19 protein-coding genes and 1 tRNA gene are annotated in these 23,618 nt (G+C 73.0%); 16 read left to right on the top strand and 4 right to left on the bottom strand.

Annotated elements, in window-relative coordinates:
* Nucleotides 1-59: 59 nt before the first annotated feature.
* The 11 genes from ACZ466_RS37315 (at nucleotide 60) to ACZ466_RS37365 (ending at nucleotide 14,754) form a co-directional block, all read left to right on the top strand.
* The gene (locus ACZ466_RS37315) at nucleotides 60-833 is read left to right on the top strand and encodes a DsbA family protein (RefSeq protein ID WP_378286993.1); all 774 of its coding nucleotides are present in this window, start codon (nucleotides 60-62) and stop codon (nucleotides 831-833) included.
* Nucleotides 834-997: 164 nt separating this feature from the next.
* Nucleotides 998-1,999 (top strand): DsbA family protein, encoded by a 1,002-nt coding sequence (locus ACZ466_RS37320; RefSeq protein ID WP_378286992.1) that lies wholly within the window; start codon nucleotides 998-1,000, stop codon nucleotides 1,997-1,999.
* 99 nt (nucleotides 2,000-2,098) lie between these two features.
* Entirely contained in the window at nucleotides 2,099-3,436 is a 1,338-nt protein-coding gene (lgt, locus tag ACZ466_RS37325; protein ID WP_378286991.1) for a prolipoprotein diacylglyceryl transferase, read from the top strand.
* A 19-nt stretch (nucleotides 3,437-3,455) separates the two neighbouring features.
* Nucleotides 3,456-4,154, top strand: coding sequence for a VIT1/CCC1 transporter family protein (locus ACZ466_RS37330; protein ID WP_378286990.1), 699 nt, complete (start codon nucleotides 3,456-3,458; stop codon nucleotides 4,152-4,154).
* Nucleotides 4,155-4,245: 91 nt separating this feature from the next.
* Entirely contained in the window at nucleotides 4,246-5,070 is an 825-nt protein-coding gene (locus tag ACZ466_RS37335) for a hypothetical protein (protein WP_378286989.1), read from the top strand.
* 772 nt (nucleotides 5,071-5,842) lie between these two features.
* Nucleotides 5,843-6,628: a hypothetical protein gene (locus ACZ466_RS37340; protein ID WP_378286988.1), complete on the top strand. Its 786-nt coding sequence runs from the start codon at nucleotides 5,843-5,845 to the stop codon at nucleotides 6,626-6,628.
* Between the two features lie 330 nt (nucleotides 6,629-6,958).
* Nucleotides 6,959-11,518, top strand: a complete 4,560-nt coding sequence (gene gltB, locus ACZ466_RS37345) for a glutamate synthase large subunit (protein WP_378286987.1) — start codon at nucleotides 6,959-6,961, stop codon at nucleotides 11,516-11,518.
* A 17-nt stretch (nucleotides 11,519-11,535) separates the two neighbouring features.
* Nucleotides 11,536-12,999: a glutamate synthase subunit beta gene (locus ACZ466_RS37350; protein ID WP_378286986.1), complete on the top strand. Its 1,464-nt coding sequence runs from the start codon at nucleotides 11,536-11,538 to the stop codon at nucleotides 12,997-12,999.
* Nucleotides 13,000-13,185: 186 nt separating this feature from the next.
* Nucleotides 13,186-13,764, top strand: a complete 579-nt coding sequence (locus ACZ466_RS37355; RefSeq protein ID WP_378286985.1) for a GNAT family N-acetyltransferase — start codon at nucleotides 13,186-13,188, stop codon at nucleotides 13,762-13,764.
* Between the two features lie 17 nt (nucleotides 13,765-13,781).
* The gene (locus ACZ466_RS37360) at nucleotides 13,782-14,249 is read left to right on the top strand and encodes a helix-turn-helix transcriptional regulator (protein WP_378286984.1); all 468 of its coding nucleotides are present in this window, start codon (nucleotides 13,782-13,784) and stop codon (nucleotides 14,247-14,249) included.
* Nucleotides 14,250-14,313: 64 nt separating this feature from the next.
* Nucleotides 14,314-14,754, top strand: coding sequence for a VOC family protein (locus tag ACZ466_RS37365; protein ID WP_378286983.1), 441 nt, complete (start codon nucleotides 14,314-14,316; stop codon nucleotides 14,752-14,754).
* Between the two features lie 62 nt (nucleotides 14,755-14,816).
* Here ACZ466_RS37365 and ACZ466_RS37370 read toward each other — a convergent pair whose 3' ends face one another.
* The gene (locus ACZ466_RS37370) at nucleotides 14,817-16,400 is read right to left on the bottom strand and encodes an IS1182 family transposase (RefSeq protein ID WP_378293548.1); all 1,584 of its coding nucleotides are present in this window, start codon (nucleotides 16,398-16,400) and stop codon (nucleotides 14,817-14,819) included.
* Between the two features lie 111 nt (nucleotides 16,401-16,511).
* A complete protein-coding gene (locus ACZ466_RS37375; RefSeq protein ID WP_378292114.1) occupies nucleotides 16,512-17,993 on the bottom strand; it encodes a pyridoxal phosphate-dependent decarboxylase family protein in 1,482 nt (493 codons plus the stop codon).
* Nucleotides 17,994-18,096: 103 nt separating this feature from the next.
* On the opposite strand from ACZ466_RS37375, the gene ACZ466_RS37380 reads away from it, so the two are divergent.
* The gene (locus tag ACZ466_RS37380) at nucleotides 18,097-18,972 is read left to right on the top strand and encodes a hypothetical protein (RefSeq protein ID WP_378292116.1); all 876 of its coding nucleotides are present in this window, start codon (nucleotides 18,097-18,099) and stop codon (nucleotides 18,970-18,972) included.
* A complete protein-coding gene (locus ACZ466_RS37385; protein WP_378292118.1) occupies nucleotides 18,969-19,316 on the top strand; it encodes an MmcQ/YjbR family DNA-binding protein in 348 nt (115 codons plus the stop codon). Before ACZ466_RS37380 ends, ACZ466_RS37385 begins: the two co-directional genes overlap by 4 nt.
* A 59-nt stretch (nucleotides 19,317-19,375) precedes the next feature.
* On the opposite strand, the gene ACZ466_RS37390 is transcribed toward ACZ466_RS37385, so the two are convergent.
* Entirely contained in the window at nucleotides 19,376-20,092 is a 717-nt protein-coding gene (locus tag ACZ466_RS37390) for a helix-turn-helix domain-containing protein (protein ID WP_378292120.1), read from the bottom strand.
* A 73-nt stretch (nucleotides 20,093-20,165) separates the two neighbouring features.
* On the opposite strand from ACZ466_RS37390, the gene ACZ466_RS37395 reads away from it, so the two are divergent.
* Together ACZ466_RS37395 and pyk are read left to right on the top strand one after the other, a co-directional pair.
* The gene (locus tag ACZ466_RS37395; protein ID WP_378292123.1) at nucleotides 20,166-20,720 is read left to right on the top strand and encodes a type 1 glutamine amidotransferase domain-containing protein; all 555 of its coding nucleotides are present in this window, start codon (nucleotides 20,166-20,168) and stop codon (nucleotides 20,718-20,720) included.
* Between the two features lie 166 nt (nucleotides 20,721-20,886).
* Nucleotides 20,887-22,323: a pyruvate kinase gene (gene pyk, locus ACZ466_RS37400; protein WP_378292125.1), complete on the top strand. Its 1,437-nt coding sequence runs from the start codon at nucleotides 20,887-20,889 to the stop codon at nucleotides 22,321-22,323.
* A gap of 164 nt (nucleotides 22,324-22,487) precedes the next feature.
* On the opposite strand, the gene ACZ466_RS37405 is transcribed toward pyk, so the two are convergent.
* Nucleotides 22,488-22,560 (bottom strand) — tRNA-Leu (locus tag ACZ466_RS37405).
* Between the two features lie 128 nt (nucleotides 22,561-22,688).
* Here ACZ466_RS37405 and ACZ466_RS37410 point away from each other — a divergent pair.
* On the top strand, nucleotides 22,689-23,270 hold the full coding sequence (locus ACZ466_RS37410; protein WP_464041832.1) for an ANTAR domain-containing response regulator: 582 nt from the start codon (nucleotides 22,689-22,691) through the stop codon (nucleotides 23,268-23,270).
* The last annotated feature ends 348 nt before the right edge of the window (nucleotides 23,271-23,618 follow it).

Consider the following 23,618-nt stretch of genomic DNA (forward strand, 5'->3'; position numbering starts at 1 on the left):
GGAACCGCCCCGTCCGCGCGCGCCGGAGCCCGCGCGGCGTCCCCATAGGAGAGATCCACATGAGCAAGGCCGCACGAGAGCGGACCGCGCGCGAGCGGCTGGCCGCCGAGCGCAGGCGCCAGGCGGCGCGCGCGAAGCAACGCCGGCTGCTGGCCGTCGTGCTCGGCGCGGTGGTCGCGGTGGCGCTGGTCGTGGTGGTCACCGTGATCGTCCTGGACCAGCGGGGCAAGCGCGACCAGACGGCCGCTCCCTACACCGGTCCGCAGGCCCCGCTGAGCCGGCAGGCCGACGGCTCGATCGTGATGGCCAAGGCGGGCGTGACCGCGCCGACGCTGGAGATCTTCGAGGACTTCCAGTGCCCGGCGTGCAAGCAGTTCGAGGAGAGCACCGGCAAGACGGTCAAGCAGCTGGCCTCCGAGGGCAAGGTCAAGGTCGTCTACTACCCGTTCCACCTGTTCGGCGAGCAGCGCGAGCCCATCAAGGGCAACTCGATGCGGTCGGCGGCGGCCGCGCTGTGCGTCCCGGCCGACAAGTGGCTCTCCTACCATGACGCGCTGTTCAAGTTCCAGCCGCAGGAGGGCTCGGAGGGCTTCGCGGCCAAGGACCTGGCCGCCTGGGGCAAGGACGTCGGCGTGACCGACGCCGGCTTCGAGAAGTGCGTCACCGACCAGCAGAAGAAGCCGCAGGTCGACTCGATGACCAAGTACGCGCTGGAGACCCGCAAGGTCAACAGCACCCCGACGGTGTTCCTGAACAACCGCAAGCTGGAGAACGAGCTCGGCAGCCCGGCCGCCCTGGAGAAGGCCGTCGCCGACGCCAAGGGCGCCCGTTAACGGTGACCTGGGCCGGGTGACCGGCCGCGCGAGGGGCGCCGCGGACCCGCGGGACGGGTCCGCGGCGCCCTCCGTTTTGCGCTCTCTTCACCGCCGGATGCCTTTCCCCGCGCAACCGCTTCGTTAGCCTCGACATGCGCGCACGCGCATCGATCGGGGGAACGATGAGCACGTTGGCACCCGGGAGCCCGCCGTACCGGAACCCGGCGGGCGAGGGCCGGCGCCGCCTGTTCGCCGTGCTCGCGGCCGGTGTGATGATCGCCATCGTGCCGGCGGCGCTGGCCGTCCTGCGGGACCGGGACGACGAGCCGGGCGCGATGGTCGCGACGGGCTACGACGGGCCGCCGCCGCCGGTGACCCGCGCCTCGGACGGCTCGTCCGTGGTGGTGTGGGGGGACGAGAGCGCCCCCCTGCTCGAGGTCTTCACCGACTACCGGTGCGCGGAGTGCAAGCGCGTCGAGGACGCCATCGGCCCGGTGATCAAGGGGCTGGCCTCGCGCGGGCGGCTCCGCGTCGTCTACCGCGCGATCGAGTTGCCCGCCGACGGCGGCGCGACCTACCCGCCGGGCGGCGGTCCCGCGCCCGCCCCGGTGACGCCCGCCGCGCCCGACGTCCCGGCGCCCCCGGACGGGACCGGCGTCCCCGGAGACCCGGGCTACCCGGGCTCCACCGGCGGGCCCGTGGAACCGCGCTACCCGGGCTCGACCGGCGGGCCCGTCGAGCCGGGCGCCACCGGCGGACCGGTGGACCCGGGCGCCGCCCGCGGCCTGGCCGAGCCCCCGGTGCCGGACGGCTCCGCCCCGCCCGGCTCCGCGGTGGCCGGCGGCGCCGCGAACGCCGCGCTGTGCGCGCCCGCCCGCAGCTGGTACCCCTACCACGACGCCCTCTTCGCCCATCAGCCCCGCGAGGGCGCGCACGCCCCGCCGCCCGAGCAGCTGATCGCCCTGGGCGCCCGTGCCGGGATCACCGGCCGGGCCTTCGCCGCCTGCGTGCACCGCGGCACCCGGACGCCCATGGTGGAGCAGCTGACCAGGTACGCGGCCGACGTCCGCGGGGTGCGGAGCGTTCCGGCGGCCTTCCTCGACGGCATGCCGCTCGACCCCTCGACCCACCTGCGGAACCGGGCGGCGTTCGAAAGGGCCGTGCATGACGCCCGGCACGGCTGATCCGCGGGCGCCCCGGCGGACGGGCGCGCCGAATTGTGATCGCGTCCTGTGCCCGTCCGGTGGGCACGGGCCCCGCCGGAGGCGGTAACGTCAACGCCCATGCACCCGGTGGCCTTCATCCCGAGTCCGTCCCAGGGCGTCTGGCATCTGGGCTTCGTCCCGATCCGCGCGTACGCCCTGATGATCATCATTGGCATCGTCGTCGCGGTCTGGCTGGGCGAGCGGCGCTGGGCCGCCAAGGGGGGCACGCCCGGGGTCGTCATCGACGTCGCCGTGTGGGCGGTCCCGTTCGGCCTGGTCGGCGGGCGGCTCTACCACGTCGTCACCGACTACCAGCGGTACTTCGGCGAGGGCCGCGACCCGGTGGACGCCCTGAAGATCTGGGAGGGCGGCCTGGGCATCTGGGGCGCCGTCCTGCTGGGCGCCGTCGGTGCGATGATCGGCTGCCGCCGGCTCGGGGTCTCCGTGGCCGCCCTGGGCGACGCGGTCGCCCCCGGCATCGCCCTCGCGCAGGGCATCGGCCGCTGGGGCAACTACTGGAACCAGGAGCTGTACGGGCGTCCGCTGGACACGTTCTGGGCCCTGGAGATCGACCAGGCGCACCGGCCGCGCCTCGAGGACGCCAGCCTCGACCCGAAGTACGCCGACATCGCCACCTACCACCCCACGTTCCTGTACGAGTCGCTGTGGTGCATCGGCGTCGCCGTCCTGGTCATCTGGGCGGGCAAGCGCTACAAGCTCACCCACGGCCGGACCTTCGCCCTCTACGTGGCGGGCTACACCGTCGGGCGGTTCTGGATCGAGTGGCTGCGGATCGACGACGCGCACCACATCCTGGGCATGCGCCTGAACGACTGGACCGCCCTCCTCGTCTTCCTCGGCGCGGTCGGCTACATCTACTGGGCCCGCGACAAGACCGGCCCGGAGAACGTCGGCGCCGCCGCGTCCGACGGGACGAAGGGCGACGGCCCGGAGCCCGCCGGGAGCGGGCCGGACATGGAGAAGCCGGAGAAGCCGGAGACTTCCGAGAAGCCGGAGAAGCCGTCGGACTCCGAGGCGAAGGAGACCTCTACCGGGGAGGGCGAGAAGCCCGCCCCCTCGGAAGACTCGGACCCGGACCCGGCCCCGGAGAAGGAAGCGGTCGCCGAGGACGAGCCCAAGCCCGAGCCGGAGCCCGAACCCGAGCCGGAGCCCGCGACCGAGACTGCGACCGAGCCCGAGCCCGAGCCCGAGACGAAGGCCGACCCCGAGGACGGCGCGGAGCCGGCGACCGGCCAGAATGATGCTCACCCGGACTCCGCCGACACCGCGCGGGACGAGCCCGTCAAGGACGAGCCCGTCAAGGACGAACCCGCGCAGGACGAGCCCCAGCAGGACGAGCCCGCGCAGGGCAAGGCCGGCGCGGACAAGGGGGAGCCCGTCAAGGACCCGAAGTAAGCCCGGTGAAGGGGCCGCAGTGACCGCCGAGAACCATCACAAGCACGCCGATGTCACCGGCGGCTGGCTGCGGCCCGCGGTGTTCGGCGCGATGGACGGGCTGGTGTCCAACTTCGCGCTGATCGCCGGCGTCGCGGGCGGCCAGGCCTCGCGGGAGGTCGTGCTGCTGGCCGGGCTGGCGGGCCTGGCGGCGGGCGCGTTCTCGATGGCGGCGGGGGAGTACATCTCCGTGGCCTCGCAGTCGGAGCTGGCCGAGGCCGAGATCGAGGTGGAACGGCTGGAGCTGGCCCGGCACCCGCGCGCCGAGCAGCAGGAGCTGGCCGAGGTGTTCATCGGCCGCGGCGTCGACCCCGACCTGGCCGCCGAGGTCGCCCGGCAGCTGTCGCGCGACCCGGAGGAGGCCCTGGAGATGCACGCCAGGGAGGAGCTGGGCGTGGCGCCGGGCGAACTGCCCTCGCCGGTGCTGGCGGCGGGCTCGTCGTTCCTGTCCTTCGCGGTCGGCGCGCTGCTGCCGGTGCTGCCCTACCTGTTCGGCGCCGGGACGCTGTGGCCCGCCGCGGTGCTGGCGGCGCTGGGGCTGTTCGGCGCGGGGGCGCTGGTGGCCCGGGTGACCACCCGGCCGTGGTGGTTCGGCGGCCTGCGGCAGCTGGCGTTCGGCGCCGCCGCCGCGGCGATCACCTACGGGGTCGGCGCGCTGATCGGCACCAGCGGCCTCTGACGGCGCCGTTCGGCGAGGTCCTCCGCCGGAATCTGGGCGAAACGGCCTTTTGGGCCCGCGAGGGGGACCGGGCCCGCTAAGCTCCCGGACTGTGATCGAGGCTCGTGACACAGGTGCATCCCAGGCATCGCGCCCGAAGGGCGGGCAGGACCTCCGGCCGGAGGACAGGGACGGGCCGCGCCGCCGCGCCAAGTCCTCCGGATCGCGGACGCCGGTCATCATCGTCGCGGCGGTCGTGGTGGTCCTGGCCGTCGCCGGAGCGGCCGCGTTCTTCCTGCTCGGCGGCGACGAGGAGAAGGAGTCGGCCGCCCCCGGCAACGGCGCCCGGCTCACCCCGGTGGCCTACACGCCGCAGATGGCCGACAAGGACATGGCGAAGCTGGCCCAGCGCGCCGCCGACCAGCGGCCGATCACCCAGGGCGAGGCGTTCCCGGCCGACGTCAAGACCGTCGCCTACCAGAAGTACTCGTTCTCCCTCGCCGCCTCGCAGCTGGCGGGTGACTGCAAGGCCGTGACGTGGGGCCAGCGCCTGCAGGGCGACCTGGCCAAGTACCAGTGCTCGCAGATCGCGCGCGGCGCGTACGTGAGCCAGGACCGCAAGCACGTCGGCCAGTTCGTCGCGATCAACCTGGCGAGCCAGGAGGGCGCCGAGCAGATCGTGCGCGACCTCGACCCGGCGACCGGTGCGGGGTTCGTCTACCCGCTGACCGCCCCGGGCACCCCCGACTTCCATGCCGGGTTCAGCGCCGCGTACGCCCAGGCGTACGGCCACTACGCCATCGTGACCTGGGTGCAGCGCGCCGGCGGGGTCCAGCCCGCCTCGCTCAACGAGATGATCGACGCGAGCCTGGCGATCGAGAAGCCCGCCGACTTCGTGTGGGGCCGCCTGGAGCTGGTGGACGGGACCCCGCGTTGACCGGCCGCATCCCGCCGGGCCTCCCGGCGCGCGTCCGTTAGCCCGGGCCACCGTGGACCGGTACGAACCCCGCCGACGCGGCCCGCAGGACGAGCGCGAGCGCGGCCAGGACCCTCGCCGTACGGGCCCGCGGCCCCTACCGGGCCGTGGTGCGCCGCGTCCGCGCCGCGGGGGCCAGCCGGACCCGCGTTCGGCCGCTTCCGAGTACGGCCCGCGGGACCGGGACGAGGCCCCGCGCGGGCGCGTCCCGCGTCCGCGCGCTCCCGAGCGCCGCGACGGCCGCGAGGACCGGCGCGGTCCAGGCCCCGGCCCCGGGCCGGGTGGCGGCGGGGGAGCCCCCTCCGGGCCGCGGGGCGCGGCTCCCAGGCCCCGCCCGCCCGAGCCGCGGGCGCCCGTCGAGCGCGGCGCCGAGCCACGTTCCCGTGACGGGCGCCGGCCCGAGGCGCGGCGACGGGGCCGGGAGGCCGACCGTCCCGAGCGTCCCGCCGCGCCGCAGGACAGCGGCGCCCAGCGCGTTCCACGCCCGAGGGGCGGGCGTCCCGCCCCCGGTGGACGCGGCCCCCGCGGACGTGACGGGGCCCAGGCGCCTCGGAACGCCCAGCAGCAGCCCAAGCCCCCCAGGCCGTCCAGGCCGTCCCGCCCCGCCAAGCCCCCCAAGCCTCCCAAAGCGTCCAAGCCGCCGAAGCAGAAGGCGGCGAAGGGACGGGACCGCACCGCCGCCGCAGCACCCGCCGCCCCGGGTGACAATGGAACGTACCGAAGGCTTCCGGGCGTGCTGAGCGGGGTGAGCGGGCTGTCGCCCAAGATCTACTTCATCGCCGCCGGCGGTCTCGGCCTGGTGATGGTCCTGGCCCTGGCGGTGGTGACGCTCACCGGGGGCGAGGACCCGCCGGCGCGGACGGCGCCGGGCTCGGCCGTGGGCCGCCCGGCCGACAGCGGCGCGTCGCCGTCCTCCTACTCCAGTTCCCCGTCCACCGGGGCGTACGCGGCGATCGAGCAGCGCGCCCAGGATCCCGCGCCGCTGACGATCGAGGAGGCGTTCCCGGCCGCCGCGCAGGAGCTGGAGGTCCGGGCGCCCGGCGCCGAGCTGAAACTCTCGCTGAAGGACAAGCGGCTGGACGGTGACTGCTCGGCGGCCGTCTGGGGTTCGGGCATCGGCGGCGAGCTGCGCCGCGGCCAGTGCACCCAGGCCGTGCGGGGCGTGTACGCCGCGTCCGGGGACGACGCCGCCAAGGGGCACGCGCTGACCGTCGCGGTCTTCAACCTGGCCGGCAAGCAGGACGCCGACCGCCTGGTCGGGGCGCTCGGCAGCGGCGGCGGGTTCGTGCGGCCGCTGCCCGCGCAGGCGCCGCTGGACCGGTTCGGGCAGGGCTTCACCGCGGCCCGCGGCCTGGCGATGGGCCACTACGCGGTCGTGGCGTGGGCACAGCGTCTGGACGGCCAGGGCGACGCCGAGGACGAGACCCTGCTGTCCCTGCTCATCGAGGGCGGGAAGGCGCCGTCGGCCCTGGGACGGGCGGCCCGCGCGACCCCGCCGGCGACCCCGCCCGGCTCCTGACACGGAGCTCATTGGTTCGGGTTCGTCCCGGGTTGCACGCATGTTTCCGCTGTCACCGGGTAAACATGCACCCACCGTGAGGATGATCACCGAGGTCAGGGCGATTTGGTGAAAAATATGCCCGGTATCCTGGTCTAAACCACTCCAGGGTTCATTGTCCCGAGGCCGGCGCGCGAGGAAGTTTCGCGATCTGGTGCAGACGGGCATGATCCCGGCAGTGAGGTAATGTCTTCACACCGCAGCAGGGCCAGCGTCGTCCCGAGACTGCACTGACATCGAGATTGACATCAAGTCATCGAAGCAGTGACACGAACGACGACGGGAGGGTTGATGGCTGCTGCTGCCCTCGGACCGGGCCTGCCTCCGAACCAGGGGCTCTACGACCCGGCCAACGAGCACGACGCCTGCGGTGTCGGCATGGTGGCGGACCTGCACGGTCGCAAGAGCCATGACATCATTCAGAACGCCCTGACCGTCCTGAAGAACCTGGACCACCGCGGGGCCGTCGGCGCGGAGCCGGACGACGGCGACGGCGTCGGCATCCTGGTCCAGATCCCCGACGCCTTCTTCCGCGAGGTCGTGGACTTCGCGCTGCCGGAGGCCGGCTCGTACGCCGCGGGCATCGCGTTCCTGCCCGCGGACGCCGAGGAGCGCGCCGGCACGGTCGCGCACGTCGAGAAGCTGTGCGCCGAGGAGGGCCTGACGGTCCTGGGCTGGCGCGAGCTGCCGCACGACCCCGACTTCGCGGGCCCGGCGGCGCGCAGGGCGATGCCGCACTTCGCGCAGATGTTCGCCGCGCCCGCCGAGGACGGCCCGCACGCCGGCAAGACCGGTCTGGAGCTGGACCGGGCCGTGTTCTGCATGCGCGAGCGCGCCGAGCAGGACGTCCCCGTCTACTTCCCCAGCCTCTCCAGCCGCACCCTGGTCTACAAGGGGATGCTGACCACCCCGCAGCTGGAGCCGTTCTTCCCCGACCTGTCGGACCGCCGGTTCGCCAGCGCGATCGCGCTGGTGCACTCGCGGTTCTCGACCAACACCTTCCCGGCCTGGGAGCTGGCGCACCCGTACCGGTTCATCGCGCACAACGGCGAGATCAACACGGTCAAGGGGAACCGGAACTGGATGCGGGCCCGCGAGGCGCTGCTGAAGTCGGACCTGATCCCCGGCGACCTGTCCCGGATCTACCCGGTGATCGACATCGAGGCCAGCGACACCGCCTCGTTCGACGAGTGCCTGGAGCTGCTGCACCTGGGCGGCCGGTCGCTGCCGCACGCCGTCCTGATGATGATCCCGGAGGCGTGGGAGAACCACACCGAGATGGACCCGGCCCGCCGGGCCTTCTACGAGTTCCACTCCACGCTGATGGAGGCCTGGGACGGCCCCGCCAGCGTGACCTTCACCGACGGGACCGTCGTCGGCGCCGTCCTGGACCGCAACGGGCTGCGCCCCGGCCGGTACTGGGTGACCGACGAGGGCTTCGTCGTGCTGGCCAGCGAGGCCGGCGTGCTCGACATCCCGTCCGACAAGGTGGTCCGCAAGGGCCGCCTGCAGCCCGGCAAGATCTTCGTGGTCGACACCGAGGCCGGCCGGATCGTCGAGGACGACGAGGTCAAGGCCGAGCTGGCCGCCGCGCACCCGTACGGCGAGTGGCTGCACGAGGGCCTGGTCCGGTTCGAGGAGCTGCCGCAGCGCGAGCGGGAGATCCCGACCCACGAGACGCTGGTCAAGCGGCAGCAGAGCTTCGGCTACACCCTCGAAGAGCAGCGGATCATCCTGACCCCGATGGCCAGGGCCGGCGCCGAGCCGATCGGCTCGATGGGCACCGACACCCCCATCGCGGTGCTCTCCGAGCGCCCCCGGCTGCTGTTCGACTACTTCAAGCAGCTGTTCGCGCAGGTCACCAATCCGCCGCTGGACGCGATCCGCGAGGAGCTGGTCACCTCGCTGCAGTCCACGCTCGGGCCGGAGGGCAACCTGCTGGAGCCGGGGCCGGAGTCGTGCCGGCGGCTGGTGCTGCCCACCCCCGTCCTGGGCAACGACGAACTCTCCAAGATCATCCATATCGACGACGAGGGCGACCTGCCGCATCTGCGCGCCCACGTGGTGCACGGCCTGTACGACGTCGCCGGCGGCGGCGAGGCCCTGGAGCACCGGCTCGAGGAGATCTGCTCCGAGGTCTCCCGCGCGATCTCCGAGGGCGCGCGGATCATCGTCCTCTCGGACCGGGGCTCGGACGCCTCCCGCGCCGCGATCCCGTCGCTGCTGCTCACCGGCGCGGTGCACCACCACCTGATCCGGGAGAAGACCCGCACCCAGGTCGGCCTGGTGATCGAGACCGGCGAGGCCCGCGAGTGCCACCACATGGCGCTGCTGATCGGGTACGGCGCGTCCGCGATCAACCCGTACCTGGCCCAGGAGACCATCGAGGACCTCATCGGCACCGGCGAGATCACCGGCCTGGACCCGGACCTCGCCGTCCGCAACCTGATCAAGGCGTACGGCAAGGGCGTCCTGAAGGTCATGTCCAAGATGGGGGTGTCGACGGTCGCGTCCTACACCGGGGCGCAGATCTTCGAGGCCATCGGCCTGGGCGAGGACGTCATCGGCCGCTGCTTCACCGGCACCACCTCCCGGCTGGGCGGCGTCGGCTACGACGTGCTGGCCCGCGAGGTCGCCGAGCGGCACCGCCGCGCCTACCCGCCGAACGGCAACGAGGCGCCGCACCGCACCCTGGAGGTCGGCGGCGAGTACCAGTGGCGGCGCGAGGGCGAGAAGCACCTGTTCAACCCGGACACGGTGTTCAAGCTGCAGCACGCCACCCGGACCCGCCGGTACGAGATCTTCAAGGAGTACACCTCCTCGGTGGACTCCCAGGCCGAGGCGCTGATGACGCTGCGCGGCCTGTTCGACCTGCGCGAGGGCGAGCGGCCCCCGGTGCCGATCGAGGAGGTCGAGCCGGTCGCGGAGATCGTCAGGCGGTTCTCCACCGGCGCGATGTCGTACGGGTCGATCTCGGCGGAGGCGCACGAGACCCTCGCGATCGCGATGAACCGGCTGGGCGGCAAGTCCAACACCGGCGAGGGCGGCGAGGACCCGCGGCGGTTCACCCCCGACGAGAACGGCGACCTGCGGCGCAGCGCGATCAAGCAGGTGGCGTCGGGACGGTTCGGGGTGACCTCGGAGTACCTGACCAACTCCGACGACATCCAGATCAAGATGGCGCAGGGCGCCAAGCCCGGCGAGGGCGGGCAGCTGCCCGGCCACAAGGTCTACCCGTGGATCGCCAAGACCCGGCACTCCACCCCGGGCGTGGGCCTGATCTCGCCGCCGCCGCACCACGACATCTACTCGATCGAGGACCTGGCGCAGCTCATCCACGACCTGAAGAACGCCAACCCGGCCTCCCGGGTGCACGTGAAGCTGGTCGCGGAGGTCGGCGTCGGCACGGTCGCCGCGGGCGTCTCCAAGGCGCACGCGGACGTGGTGCTGATCTCCGGGCACGACGGCGGCACCGGCGCGTCCCCGCTGACCTCGCTGAAGCACGCCGGCGCGCCCTGGGAGCTCGGCCTCGCCGAGACCCAGCAGACGCTGCTGCTCAACGGCCTGCGCGACCGGATCGTGGTGCAGACCGACGGGCAGATGAAGACCGGCCGGGACGTGGTCATCGCGGCGCTGCTGGGCGCCGAGGAGTACGGCTTCGCCACCGCGCCGCTGGTGGTGTCCGGCTGCGTGATGATGCGGGTCTGCCACCTGGACACCTGCCCGGTCGGCGTGGCCACCCAGAACCCGGTGCTGCGCCGGCGGTTCACCGGCAAGGCCGAGTTCGTGGTCAACTTCTTCGAGTTCATCGCCGAGGAGGTCCGCGAGTACCTGGCCGCGCTGGGCTTCCGGTCGCTGGACGAGGCCATCGGCCACGTCGAGATGATCGACCCGCGGCGGGCGGTGGAGCACTGGAAGGCGTCCGGGCTTGACCTGTCGCCGATCCTGCACCGTCCCAGCGAGGTGCCCGAGGGCGCGGCGCTGCGGCGCACCACCGTCCAGGACCACGGGCTGGAGAAGGCGCTGGACAACACGCTGATCCAGCTGGCCGAGGGCGCGATCGCGTTCGGCGACAAGGTCACCCTCGACCTGCCGATCCGCAACGTCAACCGGACCGTCGGCACCATGCTGGGCCACGAGGTGACCAAGAAGTGGGGCGGCGAGGGGCTGCCCGACGACACCATCGACGTCACCTTCACCGGGTCGGCGGGCAACTCGTTCGGCGCGTTCGTCCCGCGCGGCATCACGCTGCGGCTGACCGGCGACGCCAACGACTACGTCGGCAAGGGCCTGTCGGGCGGGCGCCTCACCGTGCGGCCGCACGAGGACGCGGCGTTCGCGGCCGAGGAGCAGATCATCGGCGGCAACGTCATCCTGTACGGCGCCACCTCGGGCGAGCTGTTCGCCCGCGGCGTGGTCGGCGAGCGGTTCTGCGTGCGCAACTCCGGCGCCACCGCGGTGGTCGAGGGCGTGGGCGACCACGCCTGCGAGTACATGACCGGGGGCCGCGCGCTGATCCTGGGCCGCACCGGCCGCAACCTGGCGGCGGGAATGTCGGGCGGCATCGCCTACGTTCTGGATCTGGTCGCCGAACGGGTCAACCCCGAGATGGTCGACCTGGAGCCGCTGACCGGCGAGGACGCCGACTTCGTCCGCGGCCTGGTGGAACGGCACCTGGCCGAGACCGGGTCCACGGTCGCCGAGAAGCTGCTGGCGGAGTGGGAGAACGCCGCCCACCGCTTCACCAAGATCATGCCGCGGGACTACCGGCGGGTCCTGGAGGCCATGGCCAAGGCCGAGGCCGAGGGCCGGGACGTCGACGAGGCCATCATGGCCGCCGCGCAGAGCTGAGAGGGGGCACCCGAGATATGGCCGACCCGAAGGGTTTCCTGACCGTACAGCGCGAGCTCCCGAAGCGGCGCCCGGTCGACGTGCGCATCAAGAGCTGGTCGGAGGTCTACGAAGGCTTCGGCAGGGACCGGCTGGAGAAGCAGGCGAGCCGCTGCATGGACTGCGGCATCCCGTTCTGCCACCAGGGCTGCCCGCTGGGCAACCTCATCCCCGAGTGGAACGACCTGGTCTACCGCAAGGACTGGTCGGAGGCGATCGAGCGGCTGCACGCCACCAACAACTTCCCCGAGTTCACCGGCCGGCTGTGCCCGGCGCCGTGCGAGAGCGCGTGCGTGCTGGGCATCAACCAGGACCCGGTGACGATCAAGCGGGTCGAGGTCGAGATCATCGACCGGGCCTGGGCGGAGGGCTGGGTGCGGCCGCAGCCGCCGAAGGTCCGCACCGGGAAGAAGGTGGCCGTGATCGGCTCCGGGCCCGCGGGCCTGGCCGCCGCGCAGCAGCTCACCCGCGCCGGGCACGACGTCCGGGTGTACGAGCGCGCCGACCGCATCGGCGGGCTGCTGCGCTACGGCATCCCCGAGTTCAAGATGGAGAAGCGGCACGTCGACCGGCGCGTGGCGCAGATGCGCGCGGAGGGCACCGACTTCAAGACCTCGGTGAACGCCGGCGTCGACATCACCGCCGACGAGCTGCGCGAGAAGTACGACGCGGTCGTGCTGGCCGGCGGCGCCACCGTGTGGCGCGACCTGACCGCGCCCGGCCGCGAGCTCGGCGGCATCCACCAGGCGATGGAGTACCTGCCCCCGGCGAACAAGGTGCAGGAGGGCGACTTCGAGGAGTCGCCGATCTCCGCCGAGGGCAAGCACGTGGTGGTCATCGGCGGCGGCGACACCGGCGCCGACTGCATCGGCACCGCGATCCGGCAGGGCGCCGCGTCGGTCACCCAGCTGGAGATCATGCCGCGGCCGCCGCAGGACCGGCCCGACGCCCAGCCGTGGCCGACGTACCCGATGCTGTTCAAGATGGAGAGCGCCCACGAGGAGCTCGCCGACCTGGGCGGCGACCGGGTGTACGCGGCGTCCACCACCGAGTTCCTCGGCGACGCCGACGGCAACGTCCGCGCGCTGAAGCTGGTGGAGGTCGGCGGCCCCGAGACCGGCTTCGCGCCGATCGAGGGCACCGAGCGGGAGATCCCGGCCGAGCTGGTCACCCTGGCGATGGGCTTCCTGGGCCCGCAGAAGGAGGGCCTGCTGGAGCAGCTGGGCGTGGAGCTGGACCAGCGCGGCAACGTCGTCCGCGACGCCGACTACCGGACCTCGGTCGACGGGGTCTTCGCGGCCGGCGACATGGGCCGCGGCCAGTCGCTGATCGTCTGGGCGATCGCCGAGGGCCGCGCCGCCGCGCACGGCGTGGACAAGTTCCTCGGCGGCGACACCGCGCTGCCCTACCCGATCCCCCCGACGGCCAGGCCGATCGCCTGACCTGAGCCCGCGGCGGCGCGGACCGGACCCCGGGCCTGTGGCCCGACCCGGTCCGCGCCGCCCTCCGCGTCCTATAGCCTGGCCGGAAATCAGCCGACCCTGGACCGTTTTCACCCCGCCGTGATCCCGGCGTGCCCTGACACGGGCGAGCCCGGGACACGGCGGCTTTGTATGTGGGGGGACCGCATGCCGATCAGGCACCTCGACGTGACCACCTGGTACCTGGAGCAGCGCGACAGCGCCGATCTGCGCCCGGCGGAACGCGAACCGGAGACCGCCGCCGAGATCGTCCGCGCGGAGATGGCGGGACCCGAGCTGAGCCGCTTCCTCTACACGGCGGTCGGCGGCGACTGGTACTGGCTGGACCGGCTCGGCTGGTCCTACGAGCAGTGGCGGAACTGGCTGGCGCGGCCCGGGGTGGAGACCTGGGTCGCCTACGTCCGCGGGACCCCGGCCGGGTACGTGGAGCTGGACCCGCAGGCCGCCGGCGAAGTCGAGATCACCCACTTCGGGCTGCTGCGGGAGTTCCACGGCCGGGGCCTGGGCGGCCACCTGCTGGCCGCCGGCGCGGCCCGCGCGTGGGACCTGGCCGGCCGCTGGCCCGGCCGCGAGGCCACCACCCGGGTGTGGGTGCACACCTGCTCCAACGACGGCCCGGCCGCGCTGCGCAACTACCAGGCCCGCGGGTTCCGGGTGTACGACACCAAGGTCGAGACCGAGGCCGTCGAGCACACCCCGCCCGGTCCCTGGCCGGGCGCCCGCTGACCCGCCGCACGGGCACCGTGACGACCTCCCCGACGACCTCCGTGGCGACCTCGGCGACGGAGGATCCGCGCGTCCTGCGCCGGATGCGGCTGGCCAAGGACGTGATGGACGCCGAATGGTCGCGGCCGCTGGACGTGGCGGCCGTGGCCGGCCGGGCCGGATACTCCCGCTACCACTTCGTGCGGCTGTTCCGGGAGGTGTACGGGGAGACCCCCGGCAGCTACCTGGCCCGCAGGCGCATCGAGCGGGCGCAGGAGCTGTTGCGGTCGGCGAACCTGACGGTGACCGAGATCTGCCTGCTGGTGGGGTTCTCCAGCCTCGGCACGTTCTGCACGCGCTTCAAGCGGAAGGTCGGAATGACGCCGACGGAGTTCCGCGCGAGCGCCCGCGAGAACGCGCCGCCGCCCATCCCGGGCTGCTTCGTGATGTTCTGGGCCGGCGGCTTCCGCGCCGGCCCGGACGTCCCGCCCGCACGGCAACTTTGAAGAAGCGCCCGGCCGCCGCCCGCTCCTAGCGTGGAGGAGTCGTCCACGGAGGGGAGCACACATCATGATCACCGCGTTGGGGCTGGCCACCGTCTGGGTCCTCGACCAGGACTCGGCCAAGGAGTTCTTCGTCGGCAAGCTCGGATTGGAGGAGCGGACCGACATGACGCTCGGCGAGGGCGGGATGCGCTGGGTCACCGTCGGCATCAAGGACCAGCCCGAGCTGCAGCTCGCCCTGATGGTCCCCGGCCCGCCGTCGCTGGACCCCGAGTCGGCCGCGCAGCTGCGCGGGCTGATCGCCAAGGGCGTGCTCGGCGCCGGGGCGTTCAACACCGACGACTGCCAGGCCGAGTACGAGCGGCTCTCGGCCAGGGGCGTCACCTTTATTCAGAAGCCGGAGAAGCGGCCGTACGGCATCGAGGCGATCTTCCGCGACGACTCGGGCAACTGGTACAGCCTCACCCAGCCCTTCGAGCGGCTCGACGAGAACGCCTCCTGGGGCTAGAAGACTGCTGAAGATCTTGTTAGAGGGGCTGTCCGGCCGTGGGCCGGACAGCCCCTCTGTGGTCATGCGTTGGCCGAGGACAGATGCCAGGTGCTGTTGGTCCGGGTGAGTCCGAGGTTGATGAGTCGGCGGAGGTTGAGGGCGGCGGCCCGGGTGTGCAGCCAGGCGTCGCCTGCGATGGTGCCGCGGTGGCGCAGGCGGCGGTTGCCGTGGTGGACGAGCCAGGCGACGGCGCGTTCGACCGGTGGTCTCCAGCGGCGGTAGTCGGCTTGCCAGGCCGGATCGCCGGCCGCCTGGCGGCGGGCGGCGGCCTGGAGGTCGTGGTGGGGGCGGATGGTCAGGATGCGGCCGGCCTTGGCGTTGGTGCACCGCTCGCGCAGGGGGCACCCGGTGCAGAGCTTTCCGAACGTGGCTTTGCGCTGGTGGTGTCGCCCGCCGGGTTCCGTTAAGGGAGCGGTGTGCCCGGCGGGGCAGGTCACGGTGCCGGTGGTGGTGTCGATGGCGAAGTCGTCCAGGGTGAAGCCGCCGGGGATGGCGGGCCGCAGCGGGGCGGGTTTGATGAACAGCCGGTGCCCGGCGGCGGTGAGGGCCCGGCGGGCCTGGCCGGTGGAGTAGGCGGTGTCGCCGAAGACCTCCACCGGCGTGTCCTCGCAGGAGAGCAGGTCCAGGCCGACGACGGCCTCATGGTGGGCGGGCCCGGCGCCCGGTCGCAGGGCCACGGCGGTGAACAGGCCGGTTTCGGGCTCGACGGCCAGGTGGGCCTTGAAGCCGTCCTGGCGGTGGCTGCGGGTCTTGTGGACATGCCTGGCCTGGGGATCGACGACCGAGATCACCCGGTCGGGGGCGGTGCCGTCGGTGATGCGCCAGCGTCCGTCGCGGCCGTCGGACCCGCCGGCCGGTTCGACGTCCTGACCGGCGACCAGGGCCAGGATGCCGACCGCGTTCGCGGCCCGTTCGCCCAGTTCCTGCTCGGGCAGGTGCCCCAGCAGCCGCAGCGCGTCGGTGACCAGCGCGTCCACCAGCTCGGCGCGGGCCTGCTCATCGTCCCAGGCGATGCGGGGCTTGCCCGCCTGGGCGTAGTCGTGCGCGGTGCACCGGGCGGCGGCGACCCCGGCCGCTCCCGGCACCTCGCGGATCACCGCCCGGACGGCGGCGATCAGCTGGGTGACGGTGTCCTGGGTGGCCACCGCATCGTCCAGCACGGTCGAGTCCAGCGCCCGCCGCTGCCGGCCCTTGAGCACCCCGGTCGCCTGGACGACCTGCCGGACGGCCTCGAAAATCCGGTCCGGCCGGGCCGAACGCGCCAGCCGGCGACGGAAGTAGGCCAGCAGCGACGGGTGGAACGCGGTGTCGTGAAGGCCCAGCCCGCAGGCGGCCTTCCACCGCAGGTCACACCGCAACTCCTGCACCGTCTCAAAGTCCGACAGCCCGTGCAGGGCCTGCAGCAGGATCGCCGCGGCAAGGATCTGCGGCGGCATCGAGGGCCGCCCGTTGGCCGAGGGATACATGTCGGCGAACATCTCCGCCGGGAACAACGCGCCACGGTGCTCGGCCAGGAACGCGAACACGCTCCCGGCCGGGATCAGCTCCCGGCACGTCTCCCACACATCCGGACCGACCCTCTCCCCGGCCCATTCACCCATCACCACACCACACCACACTGGCCCCGCCGCAACCGCGACGGGGCCAGAACCCCAAGATCTTCAGCAGTCTTCTAGGGCCTGTCTCGACGTGGCCTCAGGTGCGGCACGAGCGCGTTACCTGGCCGGTGGGGCGATGCCGGAGGCGGGCCTCACCGGGCAGATCGCGAAGCGATGCCGCGCTCGACAAGGCCCGGTTAGGGGCGAGCCGCCAGGCGAGCGCCGTAGGCCGGGCCTTTTGAAACACAGCACCGTCATGCCGCGGTAGGTGGAGGTGCCCGCGTAGACCCGTCCGTCGGCCAGCAGGGCTTCGCCCAGGCGCGCGTTGAGGTCGTTCAGGCGCGCCTCGGGCACGCCCGGCGGACGGTAACGGAAACACGTGATGCACAGCTGGACGGGGGCGAGCAGCTCCAGATCGGGAGCCTCCTCCACGAGCCGGCCCAGGTGCGCGGCGACGTCCAGGTGCCGCTCGACCATCTCCCGGTGGCCGTCGCGGCCATAGGCGCGCAGCGTCGCCCAGATCGGGAACGCCCGCGCCCGCCGCGACGACTCCGGGCCGAGCATGTTGTAGTTGACGCGCTCCGTCCCGTCCCCCTCCTCATCGGCGTCCGGGAGGTAGGCGGCCCCCCACGCGCCGAACGCCGAGCCCAGCGCGGCCGGGTCGCGCACGAACGAGAACCCGCTCTCGTAGGGGACGTTCAGCCACTTGTGCCCGTCCGCGGTGACCGAGTCGGCACGTTCCACGCCCGCCGCCAGATGCGCCGTACGCGGCGACAGCGCCGCGAACATGCCGAACGCGCCGTCCACGTGGAGCCATGCCCCGTACCGCTCCGCCAGGTCGGCCAGGTCGGCGATCGGGTCGGACGCGCCGGTGGTCACCTCGCCCAGGTTGGCCACGATCACCGCGGGCCGCCCGTCCAGCCCGGCCAGCGCGGACTCCATCGCGGCCAGGTCCACGTGGCCGTCGTCGCCCCGCGCGAACGTGCGCAGGGTGTCGCGGCCGCATCCCAGGATCTGCAGGGCCTTGCGCGTGCTGACGTGCACCAGCCCGCTGGAGAGCACCGGCATCGGCGGCAGCCCGGCCAGGCCCTGCGACGCCACGTCCACGCCGTGCCGTCCCGCCCACCAGTGCCGCGCGGACGCCAGGCCCGTGACGTGGGCGAGCGTGGCGCTCGGCGTCAGCACGCCCCCGTATGAGGCGGGCAGCCCGAACAGTTCCTTCAGCCAGCGCAGCACGACCGTCTCCGCCTGTGCGGCCAGGGGCGAGGCCAGCCACAGCCCGGCGCACTGGTCCAGCAGCGACGCCGTCCAGTCCCCGGCCATGGCCGCCGGGGTGGAACCGCCCACCACGAGATGGAAGAACCGCGGGCCGGAGGAGTGCGTGGCCGCCTGCGTGCCCACGCGCAGCAGCCGCTCCACGGCCGCCTCCGCCCCCTCGCCCACGGCGGGCAGCGGCCCGTCCAGCTCGGCGATGAGGTCGTCCTTGGAGCGGTCGTGCACCGGGCGGTCCGCCAGGCCGTCCAGGTACGGGCCCGCGGCCCGCGCCACCGCCTCAAGGGCCGCGGCGGCCCGGTCCTGTTCGCGCAGAGGGTCGTTCATGACGGCCAGTGAAGCAGCGCCGATCATGGTTCGTACATGCCTGTCTCCAGGGTGTCCGTTTCCTGCAAGACGCGCGCTCACCGGCCTGCCTAGGGTGGCGCCCATGAAGACGCTGCACGTCAAGGACCTGGACGCCGCCGAGGAGTTCCTGCGGCTGAACGCGCGGCTCATCGACCGGCGCCGGTTCGCCTTCCACTTCCGGGGCGGCCCCGCCGCGGCCGTCGTGGCCGCGCTGCGCCCGTACGAGAACCCCGACGGCGGCTACGGGCACGCGCTCGAACCCGACCTGCGCGGCGAGGCCAGCCAGCCGGTGCCCGCCCAGCACGCCCTGGAGATCCTGCACGAGGCCGGCGCGGACGGCGACCCGGCCGTCGGGCGGATCGGGGACTTCCTGGCCTCCATCACCCGTCCGGGCGGGGGAGTGCCGTTCGTGCTGCCGACCGTACGGGACGCCCCCCGCGCCCCGTGGTGGCAGACCACGGACGACCCGCCCGCCAGTATCAACCCGACGGCGACCCTCGCGGGCCTGCTGCACCTGGTCGGCTCCGGCCACCCCTGGGTCGGGCCCGCGACCGAGTTCTCGTGGGCCTACCTGGAGAAGGAGGGCAACGAGCCCGGCCCCTACGACGCGCTGGCGATCCTGTGCTTCCTGGACCACGCGCCCGAACGCGCCCGGGCGGAGGCGGTCTTCGAGCGCTACCGGGACGCCCTCCTCAAGCTCGTCTCCCTCGAGCCTGGGGCCGGGGAGGACCACTCGCCGCTCGACTTCGCGCCCGAGCCCGGAGGCTTCGGCCGCCGCCTGTTCGACGACGACCTCGTCGAGGCCCACTTGGACGCCCTGGTCGACGAACGCCTCGACGACGGCGGCTGGACGGTCCACTTCCCCTTCTGGACCCCCATCACCGAACCCGAATGGCGCGGGTACATCACCCTGGAGCGGCTCAAGACGCTCCGCGCCTACGACAGACTCCGGACATGAACACCGAGGACGTGACCAAGCGGTGCCTCTCCCTGGCCGGTGCCGGAGAGGAGTACCCCTTCGGCCCGCAGCCCGCCGTCTACAAGGTCGGAGGGAAGATCTTCGCCCTGCTGGGGGAGGACGCCGAACCGCCCAGGGTCAGCCTGAAGCTGCCCCCTGACGAGGTCCAGGCGCTGCAGGCGCAGTACGAGGGCACGGTCCTGCCCGGCTACCACCTCAACAAGCGCCACTGGGTGACCGTCCTGCTGAACGGCGTCCTGGACGACGGCGAACTCAAGGCCCTGATCGAGGAGTCCTACGACGTGGTGGTGGCGACCCTCCCCAAGCGCCTCCGCCCCCGGTAGCCCCGCCCCGCCCCGACGCGGTCCGGGAGGGATCAGAGGGATCAGAGGGCTCCGAGGGATCAGAGGAGGGCGCGGATCGGGGCACCGGCCAGGTCGCGCACCTCGTGGGCCATGTGGGCCTGGTCGGAGTAGCCCGTCGCGTACGCGACGTCCGCGAGCGGCCGCCCCGCCCGCGCCAGCTCCAGGGCGCGCTGGAACCGCAGTACCCGCTGCAGGGTCTTGGGGCCGTACCCGAAGGCGGCCGTCGTGCGCCTGCGCAACTGCCGCTCGCCCAGGCCCAGGCTGTCGGCGGTCTCGCGCACCGACCGGCGCTCCAGGCTCGCCACCAGCCCGGTGACGAGCGGATCGGGCGGGGTCGTCATTCGTGCCCGGACGGCCTCGGAGAACGCCGCACAGCGGTCCTCAGCGCCCGCCACGGCCTCACCCAGGCGGTCCGCGTCCGGGCCCCACAGCTCCCGGAGCGGGACGCGGCCGTCCCGTACGGCGTCGGCGGGCACGCCCAGCGCGGGCGGGGCCGTCCCGGGCAGCAGCCGCACGCCGACCAGCACGTCGCCCGGCTCCAGCGTGGCGGGACGGGGGCCGGTGTCGGGCCCGGCCACCATGACCTCCGCGTTCCGCGCCCACCAGATCAGGTCCACGCACCCGTCCGGCACCACGGGCTGCACGCGCGCCGTCTCCGCCCCCGCCGGATGCTCGTGCGTCCACAGGCAGGCGAAACCCGTCCCGGGCGGCGCCGGGAACTCGCGGTAGCGCAGGGCGTTCACGCCTTCCTGCATACCACCGTCCAGGACGGGCAGTGCCCCCTGTGGAAGCCCGAAGCGACAACCCGACAAGGGGGAGAACACCGTCATGTCCACTGACCTGCAGGGAAAGACCATCGCGTTCCTGGTCGCGCCCGAGGGAACCGAGCAGGTGGAGCTGACCGAACCCTGGCACGCCGTGGAGCAGGCCGGGGGGCGCCCGCGCCTGGTCTCCACCGAGTCCGGCCGGATCCAGGCGTTCGACCACCTGGACAAGGCCGACCACTTCGAGGTGGACACAACCGTGGACGTCTCCGACCCCACCGAGTTCGACGGACTGGTCCTGCCCGGCGGCGTCGCCAACCCCGACTTCCTGCGGACGCAGCCCAGTGCGGTGGAGTTCGCCAAGGGGTTCTTCGACGCGGGCAAGCCGGTCGCGGCCATCTGCCACGCGCCGTGGACGCTCATCGAGGCCGACGTCGTGCGCGGCCGCAGGCTGACCTCCTGGCCCAGCCTCCAGACCGACCTGCGCAACGCCGGCGCGGAGTGGGTCGACGAGGAGGTCGTCACCTGCGAGAAGGCCCCCAGCGTGCTGGTCACCAGCCGCAAGCCCGACGATCTCAAGGCGTTCTGCCAGGCCGCCGTGGAGATCTTCAAGCGCTGAGCCCGGCGGGCCGCGGCCGCCCGGGAGCCCGTGGTGGGAGCCCGTGGTGGGGCCCGTGGTGGAAGCCCGTGGTCTAGACCCTTGAGCTAGACCACCGGGTTAATCTTTCGCGACCGTATCCTGCATGAATATCCGTACCGGCAGGTAACTAAGTAGCGTTGTGCACGTGACCCGTCGAGCGAAGATCGTCAGTACCATCGGCCCCGCCTGCTCCAGCGACGAACGGATCCACGAGCTCGTGGAGGCCGGCATCGACGTCGCCCGGCTCAACATGAGCCATGGCGAGCACGCCGGCCACGAGGAGGTCTACCACCGCCTCCGGGCCGCCTCCACCGCCACCGGCCGCGGCGTCGGCATCCTCGCCGACCTGCAGGGGCCCAAGATCCGAATCGGGCGGTTCCCGGACGGGCCGGTGCGGCTCACCCTCGGCGACGAGTTCACCATCACCACCGAGGACGTCCCGGGCACCCGCAAGGAGGTCTCCACCACCTACGAGGGCCTGCCCGGCGACGTCGGCCCCGGCGACACCGTCCTCATCGACGACGGCCGGGTGGCGCTGCGGGTGACCGAGGTCGACGGCCCCCGGGTGCGCACCACCGTCGAGGTCGGCGGCATGGTCTCCGACAACAAGGGCCTCAACCTGCCCGGCGTCCCGGTCAGCGTGCCCGCCCTCACCGAGAAGGACGAGGCCGACCTGCGCTGGGCGCTGCGGCTGGGCGTCGACATGGTCGCCCTGTCCTTCGTCCGCACCCCCGCCGACGCCGACATCTGCTACCAGATCATGGAGGAGGAGGGGGTCCGGGTCCCGCTGATCGGCAAGATCGAGAAGCCGCAGGCCGTCGACCTGCTCCCCGAGATCGTGGCCGCCTTCGACGGCATCATGGTCGCCCGCGGCGACCTCGGCGTCGAGCTGCCGCTGGAGCAGGTCCCGATCGTGCAGAAGCGCGCCATCGAGCTGTGCCGGGAGAAGGCGCGGCCGGTGATCGTGGCCACCCAGATGCTGGAGTCCATGATCTCCGCGCCCCGGCCCACCCGGGCCGAGACCTCCGACGTCGCCAACGCCGTGTTCGAGGGCGCCGACGCCGTGATGCTGTCCGGCGAGACCAGCGTGGGGCAGTACCCGATCGAGTCGGTGCAGACCATGAGCCGGATCGTCTCCACCGCCGAGAAGGCCGCCCTGCACGCCACCCACACCCTCGACCGCATGCCCGAGACCGTCGGCGGCGCCATCGCCCGCGCCGCGGCCGAGGTCGGCGCCATCATCGAGGCCGAGGCCCTGGTCGCCTTCACCATGTCCGGCGAGACCGCCCGCCGGCTGTCCCGCTACCGCTCGCCGATCCCGCTGCTGGCCTTCACCTCCGTGCCGGCGGTGCGCGGCAGGCTGGCGCACGTGTGGGGCGTCGAGACGCACATCGTCCCGTTCGCCAACCACACCGACGAGATGGTCCGGCAGGTCGAGCAGGGCCTGCTGGAGTCCGGCCGCTGCCAGAAGGGCGACAAGGTCGTGATCGTCGCCGGCTCCCCGCCCGGCACGCCCGGCTCCACCAACGCCCTGCGCGTCCACCGCATCGGCGACGCCATCGCCCAGGCCACCGCCACCTGACGCCGCCTCGCGCCGCCCGGAGCCGTCCGGGCGCGGTCGCGCGCAGCGCCCCGAGGAGCCCCGCGCCTCTCGGGGCGCCGCGCCGCGTCGCGGGGACTCGGCACTCGGTGCGCGGAGGCGGGAAAAAGAAAGAACCGCCGTCCGTGGGATGGCGGTCGGAGAAGTGCCCCGGGTGGGATTCGAACCCACACTTGACAGGTTTTGAATCTGCTCTCTCTACCGTTGGAGTACCGGGGCATTCATTTGGGGCAAATCGTACATCCAGGTCACAGAACGTCCACCGGTTATCAGTGGCGGACCTGGCCGAGACCAGCGTAGCGGGTCCCGGTAGTCTCGTGGGCGTGACGGAGAGCGCTCGGCGAGTTGTGATCGCAGAAGACGAGGCCCTGATCCGCCTGGACCTCAAGGAGATGCTGCAGGAGGACGGCTACGACGTCGTCGGCGAGGCCGGCGACGGCGAGACCGCCGTGCGGCTGGCCGCCGAGCACCGGCCCGATCTGGTCATCCTGGACGTCAAGATGCCCGTCCTGGACGGGATCTCCGCGGCCGAGCGGATCTCCGCCGAACGCATCGCGCCCGTCGTCATCCTCACCGCGTTCAGCCAGCGCGAGCTCGTCCAGCGGGCCACCGAGGCCGGCGCGATGGCCTACCTGGTCAAGCCGTTCACCAAGACCGACCTCGCGCCCGCGATCGAGATGGCGGTCAGCCGCTACACCGAGCTGCGCGCGCTGGAGGCCGAGGTCGCCAACCTCCAGGACCGGCTGGAGACCCGCAAGGTCGTGGATCGCGCCAAGAGCATGCTGCAGGAGGCGCACGGCTGGACCGAGCCCGAGGCGTTCCGCTGGATCCAGAAGACCTCGATGGACCGCCGGCTGACGATGCGCGCGGTGGCCGAGGCGGTGCTGGCCGGCGGCTCGGGCGGGACCGGCCGGCCGGCGACCTCCTGACCCCGGCCGCCCCGCCGGCGTGCGCCGGCTTCCCGCCGGCTCCCGGCCGCCGTCCGCCCGCGGTTCCGGACGCTCCTCCGGGGGTTTTCCGGTCGGCTCGATGTGGGGAAAGCGCTGTTCCCTGGTGATACCGGGACCGTGCTGTGATCGTGCCGTGACCCCGCCGCGCCGCCCGCGGGGGCGTCGCGGCGGCCGCCCGCGGGCGCCCGGACCGCCCCATCGCCGTCCCGGCCGAAACGCTCACTCTCCGTGCTCGCCCATGGCCGTGACCAGGGGCGATGAGCACGGAGCCGTAACGAACGAGTAACCCTTCTGCCCGGGGGTGCTGATCTGGGGCGGGTCGACGGT

The organism is Actinomadura rugatobispora, from assembly GCF_055379765.1.

Excerpts from the sequence above, each read along its gene's own strand:
- lgt (WP_378286991.1), top strand. The coding sequence starts at position 2,099 with ATGCACCCGGTGGCCTTCATCCCGAGTCCGTCCCAGGGCGTCTGGCAT.
- ACZ466_RS37355 (WP_378286985.1), top strand. The coding sequence starts at position 13,186 with ATGCCGATCAGGCACCTCGACGTGACCACCTGGTACCTGGAGCAGCGC.
- ACZ466_RS37395 (WP_378292123.1), top strand. The coding sequence starts at position 20,166 with ATGTCCACTGACCTGCAGGGAAAGACCATCGCGTTCCTGGTCGCGCCC.
- ACZ466_RS37375 (WP_378292114.1), bottom strand. The coding sequence starts at position 17,993 with ATGAACGACCCTCTGCGCGAACAGGACCGGGCCGCCGCGGCCCTTGAG.
- ACZ466_RS37390 (WP_378292120.1), bottom strand. The coding sequence starts at position 20,092 with ATGCAGGAAGGCGTGAACGCCCTGCGCTACCGCGAGTTCCCGGCGCCG.
- ACZ466_RS37350 (WP_378286986.1), top strand. The coding sequence starts at position 11,536 with ATGGCCGACCCGAAGGGTTTCCTGACCGTACAGCGCGAGCTCCCGAAG.
- ACZ466_RS37365 (WP_378286983.1), top strand. The coding sequence starts at position 14,314 with ATGATCACCGCGTTGGGGCTGGCCACCGTCTGGGTCCTCGACCAGGAC.
- ACZ466_RS37380 (WP_378292116.1), top strand. The coding sequence starts at position 18,097 with ATGAAGACGCTGCACGTCAAGGACCTGGACGCCGCCGAGGAGTTCCTG.
- ACZ466_RS37315 (WP_378286993.1), top strand. The coding sequence starts at position 60 with ATGAGCAAGGCCGCACGAGAGCGGACCGCGCGCGAGCGGCTGGCCGCC.
- ACZ466_RS37385 (WP_378292118.1), top strand. The coding sequence starts at position 18,969 with ATGAACACCGAGGACGTGACCAAGCGGTGCCTCTCCCTGGCCGGTGCC.
- ACZ466_RS37320 (WP_378286992.1), top strand. The coding sequence starts at position 998 with ATGAGCACGTTGGCACCCGGGAGCCCGCCGTACCGGAACCCGGCGGGC.
- gltB (WP_378286987.1), top strand. The coding sequence starts at position 6,959 with ATGGCTGCTGCTGCCCTCGGACCGGGCCTGCCTCCGAACCAGGGGCTC.